At 62.0% G+C, this 17,021-nt stretch carries 17 protein-coding genes; 8 read left to right on the forward strand and 9 right to left on the reverse strand.

What is annotated here, in order from left to right; translation table 11 throughout:
* Positions 1-17 precede the first annotated feature (17 nt).
* The 3 genes from VB672_RS04415 to VB672_RS04425 all read left to right on the forward strand — a co-directional run bounded on the left by VB672_RS04415 (position 18) and on the right by VB672_RS04425 (position 2,013).
* Positions 18-512 (forward strand): phasin family protein, encoded by a 495-nt coding sequence (locus VB672_RS04415; RefSeq protein ID WP_329782956.1) that lies wholly within the window; start codon positions 18-20, stop codon positions 510-512.
* A gap of 62 nt (positions 513-574) precedes the next feature.
* Positions 575-1,012, forward strand: coding sequence for an NUDIX hydrolase (locus VB672_RS04420; protein WP_329782957.1), 438 nt, complete (start codon positions 575-577; stop codon positions 1,010-1,012).
* 293 nt (positions 1,013-1,305) lie between these two features.
* Positions 1,306-2,013, forward strand: coding sequence for an outer membrane protein (locus tag VB672_RS04425; protein ID WP_329782958.1), 708 nt, complete (start codon positions 1,306-1,308; stop codon positions 2,011-2,013).
* Between the two features lie 68 nt (positions 2,014-2,081).
* On the opposite strand, the gene VB672_RS04430 is transcribed toward VB672_RS04425, so the two are convergent.
* Positions 2,082-2,309, reverse strand: coding sequence for a hypothetical protein (locus tag VB672_RS04430; RefSeq protein WP_329782959.1), 228 nt, complete (start codon positions 2,307-2,309; stop codon positions 2,082-2,084).
* Positions 2,310-2,522: 213 nt separating this feature from the next.
* Here VB672_RS04430 and VB672_RS04435 point away from each other — a divergent pair, with 213 nt between their 5' ends.
* Positions 2,523-2,711: a hypothetical protein gene (locus VB672_RS04435; RefSeq protein WP_329782960.1), complete on the forward strand. Its 189-nt coding sequence runs from the start codon at positions 2,523-2,525 to the stop codon at positions 2,709-2,711.
* Positions 2,712-2,889: 178 nt separating this feature from the next.
* The gene (locus VB672_RS04440; protein WP_329782961.1) at positions 2,890-3,198 is read left to right on the forward strand and encodes a hypothetical protein; all 309 of its coding nucleotides are present in this window, start codon (positions 2,890-2,892) and stop codon (positions 3,196-3,198) included.
* 84 nt (positions 3,199-3,282) lie between these two features.
* Here the strand turns inward: VB672_RS04440 and mmsB are convergent, their stop codons facing one another.
* The 8 genes from mmsB to ytfQ form a co-directional block, all read right to left on the reverse strand.
* Positions 3,283-4,392 (reverse strand): multiple monosaccharide ABC transporter permease, encoded by a 1,110-nt coding sequence (gene mmsB / locus VB672_RS04445; protein WP_442931909.1) that lies wholly within the window; start codon positions 4,390-4,392, stop codon positions 3,283-3,285.
* A 91-nt stretch (positions 4,393-4,483) separates the two neighbouring features.
* The gene (mmsA, locus tag VB672_RS04450) at positions 4,484-6,013 is read right to left on the reverse strand and encodes a multiple monosaccharide ABC transporter ATP-binding protein (RefSeq protein ID WP_329782963.1); all 1,530 of its coding nucleotides are present in this window, start codon (positions 6,011-6,013) and stop codon (positions 4,484-4,486) included.
* Between the two features lie 82 nt (positions 6,014-6,095).
* Positions 6,096-7,109, reverse strand: a complete 1,014-nt coding sequence (chvE, locus tag VB672_RS04455) for a multiple monosaccharide ABC transporter substrate-binding protein (protein ID WP_442931910.1) — start codon at positions 7,107-7,109, stop codon at positions 6,096-6,098.
* A 361-nt stretch (positions 7,110-7,470) separates the two neighbouring features.
* On the reverse strand, positions 7,471-8,241 hold the full coding sequence (locus tag VB672_RS04460) for a FadR/GntR family transcriptional regulator (protein WP_329782965.1): 771 nt from the start codon (positions 8,239-8,241) through the stop codon (positions 7,471-7,473).
* A gap of 16 nt (positions 8,242-8,257) precedes the next feature.
* Entirely contained in the window at positions 8,258-9,217 is a 960-nt protein-coding gene (gene yjfF, locus VB672_RS04465) for a galactofuranose ABC transporter, permease protein YjfF (RefSeq protein WP_442931904.1), read from the reverse strand.
* Positions 9,214-10,218, reverse strand: a complete 1,005-nt coding sequence (gene ytfT, locus VB672_RS04470; RefSeq protein ID WP_329782966.1) for a galactofuranose ABC transporter, ATP-binding protein YtfT — start codon at positions 10,216-10,218, stop codon at positions 9,214-9,216. The genes yjfF and ytfT overlap by 4 nt, the downstream gene beginning before the upstream one ends.
* Positions 10,219-11,727: a galactofuranose ABC transporter, ATP-binding protein YtfR gene (gene ytfR, locus VB672_RS04475; RefSeq protein ID WP_329782967.1), complete on the reverse strand. Its 1,509-nt coding sequence runs from the start codon at positions 11,725-11,727 to the stop codon at positions 10,219-10,221.
* 70 nt (positions 11,728-11,797) lie between these two features.
* Positions 11,798-12,760, reverse strand: coding sequence for a galactofuranose ABC transporter, galactofuranose-binding protein YtfQ (gene ytfQ, locus VB672_RS04480; protein WP_329782968.1), 963 nt, complete (start codon positions 12,758-12,760; stop codon positions 11,798-11,800).
* A 164-nt stretch (positions 12,761-12,924) separates the two neighbouring features.
* Between ytfQ and VB672_RS04485 the strand changes: the two genes are divergently transcribed.
* The 3 genes from VB672_RS04485 to VB672_RS04495 form a co-directional block, all read left to right on the forward strand.
* On the forward strand, positions 12,925-14,658 hold the full coding sequence (locus VB672_RS04485) for an IlvD/Edd family dehydratase (protein ID WP_329782969.1): 1,734 nt from the start codon (positions 12,925-12,927) through the stop codon (positions 14,656-14,658).
* A gap of 32 nt (positions 14,659-14,690) precedes the next feature.
* Positions 14,691-15,629, forward strand: coding sequence for a dihydrodipicolinate synthase family protein (locus tag VB672_RS04490; protein ID WP_329782970.1), 939 nt, complete (start codon positions 14,691-14,693; stop codon positions 15,627-15,629).
* A 269-nt stretch (positions 15,630-15,898) separates the two neighbouring features.
* Positions 15,899-17,021: cache domain-containing protein (locus VB672_RS04495; protein WP_329782971.1), on the forward strand; the 1,123-nt coding region annotated here is incomplete at its 3' end.

Genomic DNA, 17,021 nt, shown 5'->3' on the forward strand with positions numbered 1-17,021 from the left:
CTTGCGAGGACGTCACGATGGCGGAAGTGAAGAAGCCCAGAGCCAAGAGCACAAACAAGAGCGTGCAGAAGGCCGACGATCTGGTCGAGATGGCAGCCATCCCGGCAGCCGAGACCGTGGCGGCCGTCACAGAGGCGAAGCCCATTTCGCTTCCTGCAACTGCCGCAGCTCCCGTGGAGGCAGGGGCCATCTTCTCATCTGCCAAGAAGCAGAGTGACGTCCTCCGCCAAGCCATGAGCGAGGCCGTGGCCGCATCGGCCAAGGGCGCTCTCGAAGTGAACGACAAGATCATCGAGGCCGTGAACACGCAGCGCCATGTGGCTCTCGATCTCTGGCGCTCGGCCATCAGCCCCTCCCCTCTGCCTGAGGTCTTCAAGGCACAGAGCCAGACGACGCACCAAGCCTACGAGGCGGTTTCCGCCCAGTGGAAGGATATCGCCGAGACCACGGCACTTTGGTTCACCAAGAGCCTGGAGCCCCTGCAGTCTGCGTTGAACCGGTCGGGTCGCTGAACAAGCTACCCAGCCGCGATCCCATGCGTTAAGGCTCGGCCTTCCTCGGTCGGGCCTTTTTCATGTCCCTCTCACCCATCCCTGCAGTCATCGCCGTCGTCATCCGTGACGGTCATACCCTGCTCGTTCGGCGGGCCAACCCACCCGATGCCGGCCTTTGGGGTTTCCCCGGCGGCAAGATCGAGTTCGGCGAAACGGTCAAGGACGCGGCCGCACGGGAGCTTCTTGAGGAGACCGCCATCCGTGCGGAAGCCCGGGACGTGCTCACCACCCTCGATATCCTGGTGCGGGATTCATCCGGCGATCTCCAGCAGCACTACATTCTGATTGCCGTGCTCTGCCGTTGGATCGCAGGCGAGCCCGTCGCAGGGGACGATGCCCTCGAGGCAAACTGGTTCCCCATTGCCGCTCTCGATCCGGACCTTTTGCCGATGAGTGTGGATGTGGACGTGATTGCCCGACGGGCTCTCGCCTGGGCCTCGAACCTGAACGATTCCTGAGGATCAAGGGCAAAACAAAAAGGCCTCGCCTCGAAAAGGCGAGGCCAAGTTTTGTCTCTTGCTTTGGGGCCTCGCGGCCGAACTTCACCCTATGATCTGCGCATACTCGGCTCATGATCTCAAGTCGGGCATGGCTGTCATGGTTGACGGACAGTAAACGTTCATCATCCGTCAATCATGTTTCGAATGGTGACCGCCGCCGATATTGCAACAATCTCTCGTCACCCCTTATTAGATCCGTGACAGGCAATAAATGCCTATCTGACCTCTGTCGTTAAGCACGGAATACAGTAATGCGTACCTCTGCTCTTGGACTGCTCGCTGCCACGGCGGCTCTCGCCATTGCGGCCTCGACGGCCCACGCGGCTGACCTGCCGGGCCGCTATTCTCCGGCTCCGGCCTACAATGCGCTTCCGGTCTTCACCTGGACGGGTTTCTACGCCGGTCTGAATGCCGGCTATGGCTGGAATGCGGGTGACAGCCGCTATTACGACCCGGCCTTCGGCACGGTCAGCGGTCGCCGCGGCGGCGGCTTCGTCGGCGGCGCCCAGGCTGGCTACAATTACCAGTTCGGCATGTTCGTGGCCGGCGCCGAGACGGATCTGCAATATGCCGCCGTCGGCAACAAAGGCGCGTCCTACGGCACCATCTACTATCCGGGCGAGTCCGACGGCTTCTTCGGGACGATCCGCGCCCGCGCCGGCGTCGCCTTCGACCGCGCCCTCGTCTATGGCACCGGCGGCTTCGCCTATGGCGATATCGGCGGCAACCGGGGCTACGACCCGCTGCTCGGCTATCACAGTGGCGACGAGATCAACTGGGGCTGGACCTTGGGCGGCGGCTTGGAATACGCCATCACCAACAACTTCACTGCCAAGGTCGAAGGTCTATACGTCGATCTCGATACGAAGGACAATTACGACCGCGGCGGCCGCGTCAACGTGGACCGCGATGCGGAATTCGGCGTGTTCCGCGCCGGCGTGAACTACAAATTCAACTGATCAAGCGCAGTCTTTGAAAAGCGAAAGGCCCGGTGACAGCATCGGGCCTTTCTCGCATGATCGCCGCATCAGGGATCGTTCACGCCTTTCGGCACCTTGAACCCGTCCCGGTCGGACTCCCGTCGTTTGATGGCCAGCAGGCGCCGTGCCGCGATGCCGCCCGGTTCGTGCGAATAGAGCCGGTTGTTGAGCAACTCGATCTGCCAAAGCTGCAATTCAAGCAGGGCCTGCAAGCCCCTCACCCGAGCCTGGAGAGCGAGAGCGTCCTTCAGAGGGTCTGGTCCGCTGGTCGTCATGGGACCATCCCTGACAATCTTGGGATGAATCATGTGTGAACGTGCAATGTGAGAGATCAAGCACTAATCGGTTTTGCCTCAGGAACATAGTCCCCGAAGCGGTCGGGCAATGGCAATCAAGATAAACGCTATTACGTCGGAAATATGTTCCCTCCTCCAGCCGGCGTGCCCTGCAGGAACTTGGAAATGCCCAGGCGATTGCATCAGCATAGCTTGCTGGAGATCGTCATGCCTGAGACCCGTCACGAGATGGAGGCCGAGCGGATCCTCGCCACGTTGAGTGCGGCGATGCCCGATGAACACGCCTTGATGCAGAGTCGCCGCCTTCTGGCCGAAGCTCTGGAAAGGGCCGAGCAACGAGGGCGTCAGATGTCGGGGCATCAAAAGGGATCGAGCGGCTGAGCTTCTTCATCCTTCTCTAACATTGGCCATGCGATATCGGTCCTGACGGCGGCCACCCTCCCCTGCGACATTGACAACGAGGAACGGGCCCTGGTGAGGCACGTTCCTTCCCTGTGCGATAGGACACAGCGGAAAACTCTCGGGCGTGGTGATCTCCGAGCGTTGGGAGAATTGGGCCATGCGCTCCATTTTGGTTGCAATCATGCTCGGCACCCTGGGTGCCTTCGCTGCCGGCTCTGCAGCTCAGTCGGCCGATACCCGGATTGCATCCATGCCTTTCGGCGAGTGCCTGTCCATCATCAACGAGGCCGCTCAGGACGTGGACGAGGAGCCGGTCAAGCTTGTCAGCACGAGCGACGTGGTCACGGTTCGCATCAACGCTTCGGACGGCTTCGTGACGGTCTCCTGCGACCGCGGCAGCAGCAAGATGACCCTGACCAAGAGCCCAGTCCCGGAAGCCGCCGGCATGTCGGCGGAAGCCCGCTAAGACTGCCTCTTTCAGCGATGCTTGAAACGGAAACGGCGAGCCCGAGGCTCGCCGTTCCGCTGAGTGCTGTAGGAGGAAGTCCGCTTACTTCTTCCGGTTGTAGACGTCGAGGGACACGGCCGCGAGCAGCACGAGGCCCTTGATGACCTGCTGGTAGTCGATGCCGATGCCGAGGATCGACATACCGTTGTTCATCACGCCCATGACGAAGGCTCCGATGACCGCGCCGGTCACCTTGCCGACGCCGCCGGTGGCGGAGGCGCCGCCGATGAACACCGCCGCGATCACGTCGAGCTCGAAGCCTAGGCCCGCCTTCGGGGTCGCGGTGTTGAGGCGGGCAGCGAAGATGAGGCCGGCGAGGCCTGCCAGAACGCCCATATTGACGAAGGTGAGGAAGGTCAGGCGCTCCGTCTTAATGCCGGACAGCTTGGCCGCTTTCTCGTTGCCGCCCAGGGCATAGATGCGCCGGCCGATCGTGGTGCGATTGGTCACGAAGGCATAGAGCGCGATCAGAAGCGCCATGATGACGAGTACGTTCGGCAGGCCGCGATAGGTCGCCATCAGGTAGCAGAACGCGACCACGAGAACGGCGAGGAGCGCGTTCTTGAAGGCGAACAGGCCGAAGGGCGCCGTCTCAACGGCGTGCTTGAGCTGGTTGGCGCGGCTGCGGAAGCTGAAATAGATGATCACCGCGACACTGGCGGCGCCGAGGAACAGCGCCGTGTAGTTGAAGCCCTCGCCGCCGAAAACATCCGGGATGAAGCCGGAGCTCAGGCGCTGGAACACCACAGGGAACGGACCGACCGACATGCCGCCGAGAAGCGCCAGGGTCAGGCCCTTGAAGACGAGCATGCCGGCCAGCGTGACGATGAAGGACGGCACCTTGAAATACGCCACCCAATAGCCTTGAGCGGCGCCGATAAGGCCGCCGACGACGAGGCACGCGATGGTGGTCGTCACGGGATCGAAGCCCCAGCGCACCATCATCATGGCCGCGAGGCCTCCGACGAAGCCGACGATGGAGCCGACCGAGAGGTCGATATGCCCAGCCACGATGACGAGCAGCATGCCCAGCGCCATGATGACGATATAGCTGTTCTGCAGCACCAGGTTCGTAAGGTTGAGCGGCCGCAGGAGCGTGCCGTCGGTCACCACCTGGAAGAACAGCATGATGACCAGCAGCGACAGCAGCATGCCGTAATCGCGGAAATGGGTTTTGACGAACGCCGTCCACGACGTCTTCTGCTGGGGAACCTGGATCTCGTCAGCGGTTCTCGTGTCCATCTCAGCGTCTCCCCGACTTAACGATAGCGTGCATGATCTTTTCCTGGGATGCCTCGGCAATGTCGAGCTCGGCGATCAGGGAGCCTTCGTTCATGACATAGATCCGGTCGCACATGCCGAGCAATTCCGGCATCTCCGAGGATATCATGAGAACCCCCTTGCCGGCATCGGCCAGCCTGTTGATGATCGTATAGATTTCGTATTTCGCGCCGACGTCGATGCCGCGGGTCGGCTCGTCCAGGATCAGGATCTCCGGGTCGGAGAAGAGCCACTTGCTCAAGACCACCTTCTGCTGGTTTCCGCCCGAGAGATTGACGGCCTCCTGGAAAACATTGGAGCAGCGGATTCGCATCTTGCCACGGTAGTCGTTGGCGACCGCAAGCTCCTGGATGTCGTCGATGACCAGGTTCTTGGAGACGCCCTCGAGGTTGGCGAGCGTCACATTCTTGCGGATGTCCTCGGCCAGGACGAGGCCGTAGGTCTTCCGGTCCTCGGTGGCATAGGCGATCCCGTTGGAAACGGCCTTCTCGACCGTGCTCACGTCGATCTCCTTGCCGTGCAGTGCCACTCGGCCGGAGATGTTCTGGCCGTAGCTGCGGCCGAACAGGCTCATGGCGAACTCGGTCCGCCCTGCCCCCATCAGCCCGGCGATGCCGACGATCTCGCCGCGCCGGATGTTCAGGTTGACGTTCTTGACCACCTGCACGTGGTTGTGGAGCGGGTGATAGGCGGACCAGTTCTCCACCTGGAAGATGGGCCCGCCGATCTTCGGCTCGCGCTTCGGGTACCGGTCCTCCATGGTGCGACCCACCATGCCGCGGATGATGCGATCCTCGCTGACGGCCTCGGCCCGGCAATCGAGCGTCTCGACCGTGCCGCCGTCGCGCAGGACCGTGATGGAATCGGCCACCTTCGAGATCTCGTTGAGCTTGTGCGAGATCAGGATCGAGGAGATGCCCTGCTCCTTGAACCGGAGCAGCAGGTTCAGGAGCGCGTCGCTGTCCTTCTCGTTGAGGCTGGCGGTGGGCTCGTCCAGGATGAGGAGCTTCACCCGCTTCGAGAGGGCTTTGGCGATTTCGACCAGCTGCTGCTTGCCGACGCCCAGATTGGTGATCAGCTCCTCGGGCGATTCATTCAAGCCCACGAGCTTCAGCAGCTCCTTGGTTCGCGCGAATGCGACCGACCAGTCGATGACGCCGTACTTGGCCTGCTCGTTGCCGAGGAAGATGTTTTCCGCGATCGACAGGAGCGGCACCAGGGCGAGCTCCTGGTGGATGATGATGATACCGAGCTTCTCGCTGTCTGCGATGCCCGAGAAGCGCCGCTCCTCGCCCTCGTAATGGATCTCGCCGGAATAGGAGCCGTACGGATAGACGCCGCTGAGGACCTTCATCAACGTCGACTTGCCGGCGCCGTTCTCGCCCACCAGGGCGTGGATCTCGCCGGCCTTGACCGTAATGTTGACGTTGTCGAGCGCCTTCACGCCCGGGAACGTCTTGGTGATCCCCCGCATCTCAAGGATCGCATTCATCGCATGACCTCAGGCAAGAGCCTTCCAGAAATGAGCAAGGACCCTGCGCGGGCACGCAGGGTCCATTCTTGAAGCCCGTCACTTACTTGAACTGGTCTTCCTTGTAGTAGCCGCTGCCGACCAGAACTTCCTTCCAGTTCGAGGCATCGACGCTGACCGGCTTCAGCAGGTAGGACGGGACCACCTTCACGCCGTTCTCATAGGTCTTGGTGTCGTTGACCTCGGGCTGCTTGCCCGAGAGCACGGCGTCAACCATGTTGGCCGCGATCTTGGCAAGTTCGCGGGTGTCCTTGAACACCGTCGAGGTCTGCTCCTTGGCGAGGATCGACTTGACGGACTGCACTTCCGCATCCTGACCGGTGATCACCGGCATCGGCTGCTTCGGCGTGCCATAGCCCACGCCCTTGAGCGAGGAAATGATGCCGATGCTCAGGCCGTCATAGGGCGAGAGAACGGCATCGACGCGCTTGTCGGTGTAGAAAGCGGACAAAAGGTTGTCCATGCGGGCTTGGGCGACCGCGCCGTCCCAGCGCAGGGTCGAGACCTTATCCATGCCGGTCTGGCCGCTCTGAACCTTGAGCTTGCCGCTCTTGATGTAGGGTTCGAGCACGGACATGGCGCCGTTGTAGAAGAAGTAGGCGTTGTTGTCGTCCGGCGAGCCGCCGAACAGCTCGATGTTGAACGGGCCCTTGCCTTCCTTCAGGCCGAGCGCCTTCTCGATGTAGCCGCCCTGGAGCACGCCGACCTGGAAGTTGTCGAAGGTCGCATAGTAGTCGACGTTCTTGGAATTGCGGATCAGGCGGTCATAGGCGATGACCTTGATGCCCTTATCGGCAGCCTGCTGCAGCGCGTCGGACAGAGTCGTGCCGTCGATGGCCGCGATCACGAGGACCTTGGAGCCCTTGGTGATCATGTTCTCGATCTGCGAGAGCTGGTTCGGGATATCGTCTTCCGCGTATTGCAGATCGACGTTGTAGCCCTTCTCTTTGAGCGCTTTGACCATGTTGTTGCCGTCGTCGATCCAGCGCGCGGACGACTTCGTCGGCATGGCCACGCCAACCGTGCCCTTATCCTGCGCCTGGGCGGCGCCAAGCATGCCGAAGGCTCCAAGAGCCACGGCCGCCAATGTGGTCGTGAATGTCTTCAAGGTCGTTCTCCCTCTCGTCCATGCCCGGAGCGGCATCATTTCGCCCGGCGCATATTCCGTATTCTTCATTCCAGGGCTCTGTGCCTTCAGTCGGCTTGCAGCGTCCGGTCCCTTCCGGCAGGCCCTTCGGATCCTATGATTAAGGCAGAGCCTGTCCTTAGGACAGCCCCACCTCCCCGTTTCGCCGGCGGAGTGTTAGATCTCTCACGCCAGCCTATAAATCATACTATAATACTAATTTGTCCAGCAAGGCTTCTGATGAGCGTCAAAGCTTGTGATTTTCTCTGGCAGGAGTGCATCACCGGCTCCCTCATTCCACTCCCGTGAAGGCATGGATCTGGACGTTCGCCAGGGAGCTTTCCACATGTTTGATCTGAACCCGCTCGGCTGCCTGCAGGATCAGGTCGGACATGGCTTCGCTTGCAGCCGCGGGATTGGCCTGCAGGATGCCGTCGAACACCGCCTGATGCTGGCGCATCACCTCCCGGAAGCGCTCGTCGCTGGATACCGGGGAGCTGATCGTAAACGACGTGGCGAGCGCCGCGCCGATGACTGACCCGATCGATTGCAGGAAGGGATTGCCGGACGCTTCCAGAATGGCTTGGTGGAAGGCGAGATCGGCCTTGGTGAAGCCCTGCCGGCTGCTCTCGCACTGGTACATGGCCTGGAGCGCCCTGTGCATCTCCTTGAGCTGCTCCTCCGTGCGCCGCACGGCCGCGGTGGCGCAGGCCAGGGGCTCGAGCATCTGCCGGATCTCGAAAAGCCACCCGAGGAACCGGGCATCGACCCCCATCTCGAGATGCCATTCGATGATGTCGGCATCGAACATATTCCAGTTGTTGCGGTCGAGAACCTTCGTGCCGACCTTTGTCTTCGACTCGATCAGGCCCTTCGCAGCCAAGGTCTTCATCGCCTCGCGTAGAGCCGTTCGCGAGACTCCGAACAGCTCCATCAGTTCCGCGTCGCCCGGGAGCGTACTGCCGATGGGGAAACGACCCTGCATGATGTTCTGGCCGATCCCATGGGCGACGAGATCGTGGGCTGATCGCGCTCTCGCAGGCCTCTGGACATCGTTCAGCAACACCATTCTCCTTCTTCTACCGCGTTCGAAGCGACGCCGCCGACAGGCCCCGCTGCAATACGATGAACGCGAACAGCAGAGCCCCGATGGCGATCTTGGTCCACCACGAACTCAGAGTCCCCTCGAACGTGATGTAGGTCTGGATCAATCCCTGGATGAGCACCCCCACGAGCGTGCCGATGATCGTTCCGTAGCCTCCCGTGAGCAGGGTGCCGCCGATGACCACCGCCGCGATCGTGTCGAGCTCGACGCCGGTCGCCGCCAAGGAATATCCCGCGGAGGTATAGAAGGAAAAGACGATTCCGGCCAAGGCCGCGAGGAAACTGGACAGCATATAGATGCGGATCGTCGTCTTCCCCACGGGCACTCCCATGAGTTCCGCGGAGGTCCGGTTGCCGCCGAGCGCATACACATTGGCGCCGAAGCGGGTGTAATGCGCCAGGACGATGCCGACCACGAAGGTCAGCAGCATGACCATGGCGATGAAGGTCAGCCGGCCGCCACCTGGCAGGCCAAAGGCGATGTCGGTGATCTGGCCGTAGGCGGGCGCATTGATCGGGATCGAATCCGTGGTGAGCACGAAGCACAGGCCGCGCGCCAGGAACATGCCGGCCAGAGTGACGATGAAGGCCGGAATCTGGAATGTATGGATCAGGAATCCCATGCCGGCCCCGAACAGGGCCGCGATGCCTAAGATGAGGACGAAGGCGACGTAAGGATTGACGCCGTACTTCTCGATGGTGACGGCAAGGAACACGCCGGTGAAGGCGACAACCGAGCCGACCGAGAGATCGATGCCGCCGGACAGGATCACGAAGGTCATACCGACCGCCACGATGCCGAGGAAAGCATTGTCGGTCAGAAGATTGCCGATCACCCGGGTCGAGGCGAAGCTCGGAAACTGCGCGAGGCAGATCAGATAGCCCGCAATGAAGACGGCGAGCGTGATGAGGACGGGAAGATGACGCCTGATCATGCTCTTGCCTTCCAGACGGAACGGAGGGCCGACAGAACCGGCGACTGGGCGAGGAGCACGGCAAGCACCACGATGGCTTTCACGATGAGGTTGTATTCCGGCGGATAGCCGCTCAGCAGGATGCCGGTGTTCATGGCCTGGATGATCAGAGCCCCGACGACGGAGAGGCCGAGGCTGAAGCGGCCGCCGAACAGGGACGTACCGCCGATCACCACGGCGAGGATCGCATCGAGCTCGAGCCAGAGCCCGGCATTGTTGGCGTCCGCTCCGCGGATGTCCGCTGTCACGATCAGTCCGGCGATCGCCGCGCACAGGCCGCACCACATATAGACCGCGATCGTCACGACCTTGGTGCCGATCCCGGCATAGGCGCTCGAGCGGACATTGGCGCCGATGGACTCGATGAAGAGACCCAGGGCTGTGTAGCGGACGATGAAGTGCGTGATGATCAGCATCACGATGGCGATCACGACCGGCATCGGCAGCATCAGGAAGGAGCCGCCGCCGATGGCGGCGAAGCCTTCGCTCACGAAGGTGATGATCTGTCCCTCGGTGATCAATTGCGCGAAACCGCGCCCGGCCACCATCAGGATCAGGGTCGCCACGAAGGGCTGGATTTCGAGCACGGCGACCAGGAAGCCGTTCCACAGGCCGCAGGCCAGGCCGATACCGGCGGCGGCGGCCAAAGCAACAGGGAGCGGATAGCCCTGCGCCGTCAATGTCGCGGCCATCGCACCGGCAATCGCCATGACGGCGCCGACGGAGAGATCGATGCCGCGGGTCGCGATGACAAGCGTCATTCCGAGAGCCAGGATGGCGACCGGGGCTCCACGATTCAGGACGTCGATGAGGCTGCCGAAGAGCCGCCCGTCCTGCAGGCGCAGGGCGAAGAAGTCGCGGAAGACGAGCCAGTTGACGAGAAAGACGATAAGGAGCGCCGCGACCTGCGGAAGCCCCTTCGGAAGGGTGCGAGGGCGACTAACTTGAATCATGCCGCTCATTCAATGGCCCGCGATGGTTGTCATGATGGTATTGGCGCTCACCTCGGATCCCGAGAGTTCGCGCACGTGCCGCCGGTCGCGCAGGACGACGACACGGTCGCTGTAGGAGGCGATCTCCTCCAGCTCCGAGGAGATGACGAGAAGGGCGAGCCCATCCTCGCACAGGCGCTCGATCAGGCGGATGATCTCCGCATGCGCCCCCACGTCGATGCCGCGCGTCGGCTCGTCGAGAATGAGGAAGCGCGGCTCAGTGGCGAGCCACCGGGCGAGGAGCGCCTTCTGCTGATTGCCCCCTGACAGAAGCCCGATAGGCTTTTCCGCATCCGGCGTACGAATGTCGAGGAGCTTGATGAAGCGATCGGCGATCTCCTCCTGCCTGCGCCGTGGGATCAGGCGCAGCCAGCCCCGTTGCGCCTGAAGCGCCAGGATGATGTTTTCGCGAACGGACAATTCCGCCACGATGCCTTCCGTTTTGCGATCCTCAGGCGTAAAGCCGAAGCGCAGGCGCGCGGCATCGCGCGGCGTGGCGATGCGCACGGGCTTTCCGTCCACAAAGGCCTGCCCGCTGTCGGCGCGCTCGATCCCGAAGACCAGCTTGGCCGTTTCCGTTCGCCCGGAGCCGAGAAGACCTGCAAGCCCCACCACCTCGCCCGGACGCACCGCCAAATCGAACGGCTCCAGGAGGCGGCGCCTGCCGTAATCCTTGAACGCGACCAGCGGTTCTCCGGTGACGGCAGCGCGCTGGTTGCGATGGAGGGCTTCCGCGGCGAGTTCGCGCCCGAGCATCATGGAGACGAGCTCGATGCGCGGCAACTCGGCGATGGGACGGGAGCCCACGAGACGTCCGTTGCGGAGCACGGTGATCCGGTCGCAGACCGCATAGACCTGGTCGAGGAAATGTGTGACGAACACGATCCCGATGCCGCGGCTCTTAAGATCCCTCAGGATCCTGAAAAGAGTCTCGACCTCATGCATGTCGAGGCTCGCCGTCGGTTCGTCGAGGATCAGCACCTTGGCCGAGAGGTCGACCGCGCGGGCGATGGCGACGATCTGCTGAACGGCCACGGAATAGGTGCTCAGAGGATTGGCGACATCGATGTCGAGGCCGTAGCCTGCCAGAAGCTCCTCGGAGCGGCGGCGCATCTCACCGGTGCGTACGAGTCCGAAGCGGTGCGGCTGACGGCCGATGAAGAGGTTTTCCGCCACCGACAGGTTCGGCAGAAGATTGACCTCCTGATAGACGGTGCCGATGCCGAGTGAGAGCGCGTCGGCAGGATCGCGGGCTTCGATCTCCTGGCCGTCGAGGCGGATGGTGCCGGCGTCGCGCTTGAAGACGCCGGTCAGCACCTTGATCAACGTCGACTTGCCGGCCCCGTTCTCGCCGAGCAGGCCGTGGATCTCGCCCGCATGCAGCGTAAAGTCCACGTGATCGAGCGCCTGCACGCCCGGAAAGCCTTTCGTGAGACCTCTGATCTCGAGAAGCTCGGGCTGGTCTGTCGCTGATGACATCAAATCCTCGCCGGTCGATACGCGAAACAGCAGGCGATCGCCCGCCTGCTGCCCCGATTACCTGCAGATCTCAGTAGAGGTCCTTGCGCTTCTCGTATTCGGCCTTCGCCGTCTCGGGCGTGTAGACCTTGGATTCCGTCTGGATCCACTTCTTCGGTGCCGTGCCGTCCTTCTTGAAGGCCATGAGTGCGTCGAGCGCAGGCCCGGCCATGTTCGGCGTCAGCTCGACCGTGACGTTGGCCTCGCCGTCGGCCATGGCCTTGAAGATATCCGGAACGGCGTCGATGGAGACGATCTTGATATCCTTGCCGGGCTTCAGGCCCGCCTCCTTGATGGCCTGAATGGCGCCGATCGCCATGTCGTCATTATGCGCGTAGACGGCACAGATGTTCTTGCCGCCGCCTTCGGCCTTGATGAAGCTTTCCATCACTTCCTTACCCTTGGTGCGGGTAAAGTCGCCGGACTGGGTGCGGATGATCTTCATGCCGGGATTTGCGGCAACGACCTGATCGAAGCCCTTCTTGCGGTTGATGGCGGGGCTCGAGCCGACGGTGCCCTGCAGCTCCACCACGTTGCACTTGCCGCCGGTCTCCTTAGCCAGCCACTCGCCGGCGACCTTACCCTCATAGACCGTGTCGGAAGTCACGGCGGTGAGATAGAGAGACTCGTCCTTCGTATCGATGGAGCGGTCGAGCAGCACGACCGGGATCTTGGCGTCCTTGGCCTCTTTCAGGACCGCGTCCCAGCCCGTGGACACGACGGGTGCGATGAAGATTGCGTCCACGCCTTGGGCGATGAAGGAGCGCACGGCCCGGATCTGATTTTCCTGCTTCTGCTGGGCGTCGGAGATCTTCAGCTCGACGCCCCGCTTCTCAGCTTCAATTTTCGAGACCTTCGTCTCAGCGGCCCGCCAGCCGGATTCCGATCCGACCTGAGAGAAGCCGATGGTCATTTTGTTTTGGGCATAGGCGGCGCCTGAGGACAGCATCAGCGCAGCCATGCCGATTGTCGTCAGAAGATGACGGGCCTTCATGAGCTTTCTCCCTAAAATTGTCGTTGCTCTTCGACTTTAGCAGCCTTATCAGCTGACTATTAGTACTATTATATGAATCAAACTGAGCGCCTATTCAACCAAAGTCGCGTTCTTAATATGCCTCGCCCGGCGGGGCGCTACACAGTTTCGAAGGCACCGAGGAAATGACCGAAGACAAGAAACGCCCGCTGCGCAGCCAAGCCTGGTTCGGCCGTCAGGACAAGATGGGCTTCTATTACCGCTCTTTCTTGAAGAACAGCGGCTTCCCGCAGGACCAGTTCGAAGGCAGGCCCGTCATCGGCATCTGCAACACCTGGTCGGAGCTGACGCCCTGCAACGCGCATTTCCGCACTATTGCCGAGCATGTGAAATACGGCGTGCTCGATGCCGGCGGCTTCCCGCTCGAATTCCCCGTCTCCTCGCTCGGCGAAGTCACCATGCGCCCGACGGCCATGCTGTTCCGCAATCTCGCCGCCATGGATGTGGAAGAAGCCATCCGCGCCCATCCTCTCGACGGCGTCGTTCTCCTCATGGGCTGCGACAAGACTACCCCTGCCCTGCTGATGGGCGCGGCCTCGGCGGATCTGCCCACCATCGGCGTGTCGGGCGGCCCGCAGCTGCGCGGCGTCTATCGCGGCAAGTATATCGGCTCGGGCACCAACATCATTTCCATGAGCGAGCAGCTGCGCGCCGGCGAGGTGACGCTGCAGGAATTCCATGAGGCGGAAGGCGGCATGAACCGCTCCGCCGGTCACTGCATGACCATGGGCACCGGCTCCACCATGGCGTCCATGGTCGAGGCTCTCGGCGTCGGCCTGCCGGAGAACGCCGCGATCCCGGCAGCCGACGCACGGCGCAATCATCTCGCCCGCATGGCCGGGCGGCGCATCGTCGAGATGGTGAACGAAGATCTTGTGCTGTCAAAGGTGATGACCCGCCAGGCTTTCGAGAACGCCATTCGCACATTGGCCGCCATCGGCGGCTCGACCAACGCGGTCGTGCATCTTCTCGCCATTGCAGGCCGCGTCGGCAGCGACCTGACGCTGGACGATTTCGACAGGCTCGGGCGTGACGTTCACTGCCTCGTCGATCTCATGCCCTCCGGCCGCTTTCTCATGGAGGATTTCTACTACGCCGGCGGCCTGCCGGTGGTGCTGCGCACGCTGGGCGAGCGCGGCCTGCTGCACAAGGATGCGCTCACGGTCAACGGCAAGCCGATCTGGGAGAACGTGAAGGACGCGCCGTGCTGGAATCGCGAGGTGATCACAACCTTCGAGGAGCCCTTCAAGCCGGAAGCCGGCATCGCGATCCTGAAGGGCAACCTTGCGCCGAACGGTGCCGTCATCAAGCCGTCGGCTGCGTCTCCCGAACTCATGCAGCATACGGGCCGTGCGGTCGTGTTCGAGACCATTGAGGATCTGCATCATCGCATCGACGACGAGGATCTCGACATCGACGAGACCTGCATCATGGTGCTGAAGAACTGCGGCCCGAAAGGCTATCCGGGTATGGCCGAGGTCGGCAACATGCCGCTGCCGCAGAAGCTGCTCAAGAAGGGCGTCCGTGACATGATCCGCATCTCGGATGCACGCATGTCTGGCACGGCTTACGGCACGGTGGTGCTGCACGTGGCGCCCGAGGCGGCGGCCGGCGGCCCGCTGGCGCTCGTGCAGAACGGTGATCTGATCACTCTGGACGTGGCAGCTCGCAGCTTGCATCTTCACGTCGAGGCCGAGGAGATGGAGCGCCGGCGCGCCGCCTGGGTTCCGCCGGCGCCTCATGCGGATCGCGGTTGGGCCAAGCTCTATATCGACCACGTTCTGCAGGCCGACAAAGGTGTCGATCTGGACTTTCTCGTCGGACGGACAGGCTCGCCCGTTCCGCGCGACAACCATTGAACACGGCACAGTAGATACCGAAGGGAGAAAATATGTCCTCGTCCGGCAAGATTGCCTCACGCCCTTATCGCGGCGTATTTCCGGTGGCCCCCACCATTTTCGACGACAACGGCAGGCTCGATCTCGAAGGGCAGAAGCGCGCCATCGACTTCATGATCGATGCGGGGTCCGACGGCATCTGCATCCTCGCGAACTTTTCCGAACAGTTCGTGCTGACCGACAGCGAACGTGAGGCCGTGATGACGACGGTGCTCGATCACGTCGCAGGGCGCGTTCCGGTCATCGTCACCACCAGCCATTTCTCGACCGAGATCTGCGTCGAGCGCAGCAAGCGGGCAGAGGCGGCAGGCGCCGCCATGGTCATGATCATGCCGCCGTTCTTCGGTGCGACGCTGCGGGTGTCGGAGGCCGGGATCTACGAGTTCTTCCGCAGGGTCTCGGATGCCATCAGCATTCCGGTCATGATCCAGGACGCGCCCATGGCCGGCACCTCCCTGTCGGCGCCCTTCCTCGCGCGCATGGCTAAGGAGATCGCCAACGTATCCTACTTCAAGATCGAGGTGCCCGGCACCGCGTCCAAGCTGCGCGATCTGATCGCCCTTGGCGGAGATGCCATCGAAGGTCCGTGGGATGGCGAGGAAGCGATCACCCTCATGGCCGATCTCGATGCCGGTGCTACGGGCGCGATGACGGGCGGAGCCTATCCGGACGGCATCCGCAAGATCATCGATCCATACGTGGCGGGCAACAAGGAAGAGGCGGCGGCGGCTTACGAACGCTGGCTTCCGCTGATCAACTACGAAAACCGGCAATGCGGACTTCTTGCCGCCAAGGTACTCATGAAGGAAGGCGGCGTCATTCGATCGGAAACCGTGCGCCATCCACTGCAATCCCTGCATCCGGAGACCCGCAAGGGCCTGATCGAGGTCGCCCGACGGGTCGACCCGATGGTCCTGCGTTGGGGGCGGTAAGACACCGCCGCCGTTTTGCGATTGCCTTCAATGCAACGAGCCGCGGACATGAATAGGTCCGCGGCTTCTTCTTTAGTATAAGGCCAATATTCTTAGCCAAGACCACACAATACTGAATTATTAACAATAGGTTAATAATATCCACAGTATGCATAAGTGTTTCCACTTATTGACATAGCTTAAATCTCTTTCAGACTTTGAGGGCCTGGTAGAGCGTGTCGTGGGGGCACGCGCCCCCCGTGGTGATGCGGGCAGGTTCACAAAGAAAAATGACTGATAAGAGTTCTACCATTCGAAACACGCTGACGCGTTCGCTCTCCGGCGTTGCGGGCCGGTTCTATGCCGGCATCGCGGCGGGAATCGTGGCCCTGATTGCTCTCGCGATCTTCGGTTCCGTCACGATCTCGACCATTCTGACCGAGCAGAAGAAGGGTGAGCTGAAGCATCTCGTGGAGACGGCCGTCAGCATCGTGGCCGATTTCGAAGCCCGCGCTAAGCGAGGCGAGCTCTCCGAGGACGAAGCGAAGAAGCGCGCCTCCGAGACGCTGCGCATTCTGCGCTATGGCGGCTCTGAATATTTCTTCATCCAGGATTATCAGACGGTGATGCTGATGCATCCCTTCAGCAAGACCCTGGAAGGAAAGGACAATTCCGCGGTGAAGGACGCCAATGGCGTTGCATTCCTCAAGGAGATCGGCAATGCGGGTCGGGCCGGCGGCGGCTTCGTCGCCTATCTTTTCCCGAAGCCGAACCAGCCGGAGCCTCTTCCCAAGCTCTCCTATGCGGCGAACTTCGACAAATGGGGCTGGGTGATCGGCAGTGGCGTGTACATCGATGATCTCGCAGTCCTTGCCGCTTCCTATCGCAACCTGTTCCTGGCACTCGTCGCTGGTGCTGCAGCGCTCCTCCTGCTCATCGCCTTCGTCCTTGGCCGCAGCATCTCGAAACCGATCCAAAGATTGGTGGAGAACATGCGTGCGCTCGCCGGAGGCGACCTCAGCGTGCCGATCGAGGGCGCGTCGCGCCGGGATGAGATCGGGGTCATGGCCGGGTCCGTGCAGGTGTTCAAGGATGCACTGATCGCCAAGAAGCAGGCGGACGAGGCGGCAGCACTGGAAACTGATGCCAAAACCCGTCGGGCCGAGCTGCTCGACCAGCTGACGAAGCGCTTCGAGATGAACGTGTCGGCGCTGACGCAGGGGCTTTCCTCGGCGGCCACCGAGATGGAAGCCACCGCCCAGTCCATGACGGCTGTTGCCAACCAGACGACCCAGCAATCGGTTGGCGTCGCCTCGGCGGTGCAGCAGACCTCGTCGAACGTGCAGACGGTGGCGGCCGCCACCGAGGAGCTCTCGATCTCGATCCGCGAGATCGCCAGCCAGGTGAGCCAGT

Origin of the sequence: Microvirga sp. CF3016 (assembly GCF_036314085.1) — a bacterium.
Classification (GTDB): domain Bacteria; phylum Pseudomonadota; class Alphaproteobacteria; order Rhizobiales; family Beijerinckiaceae; genus Microvirga.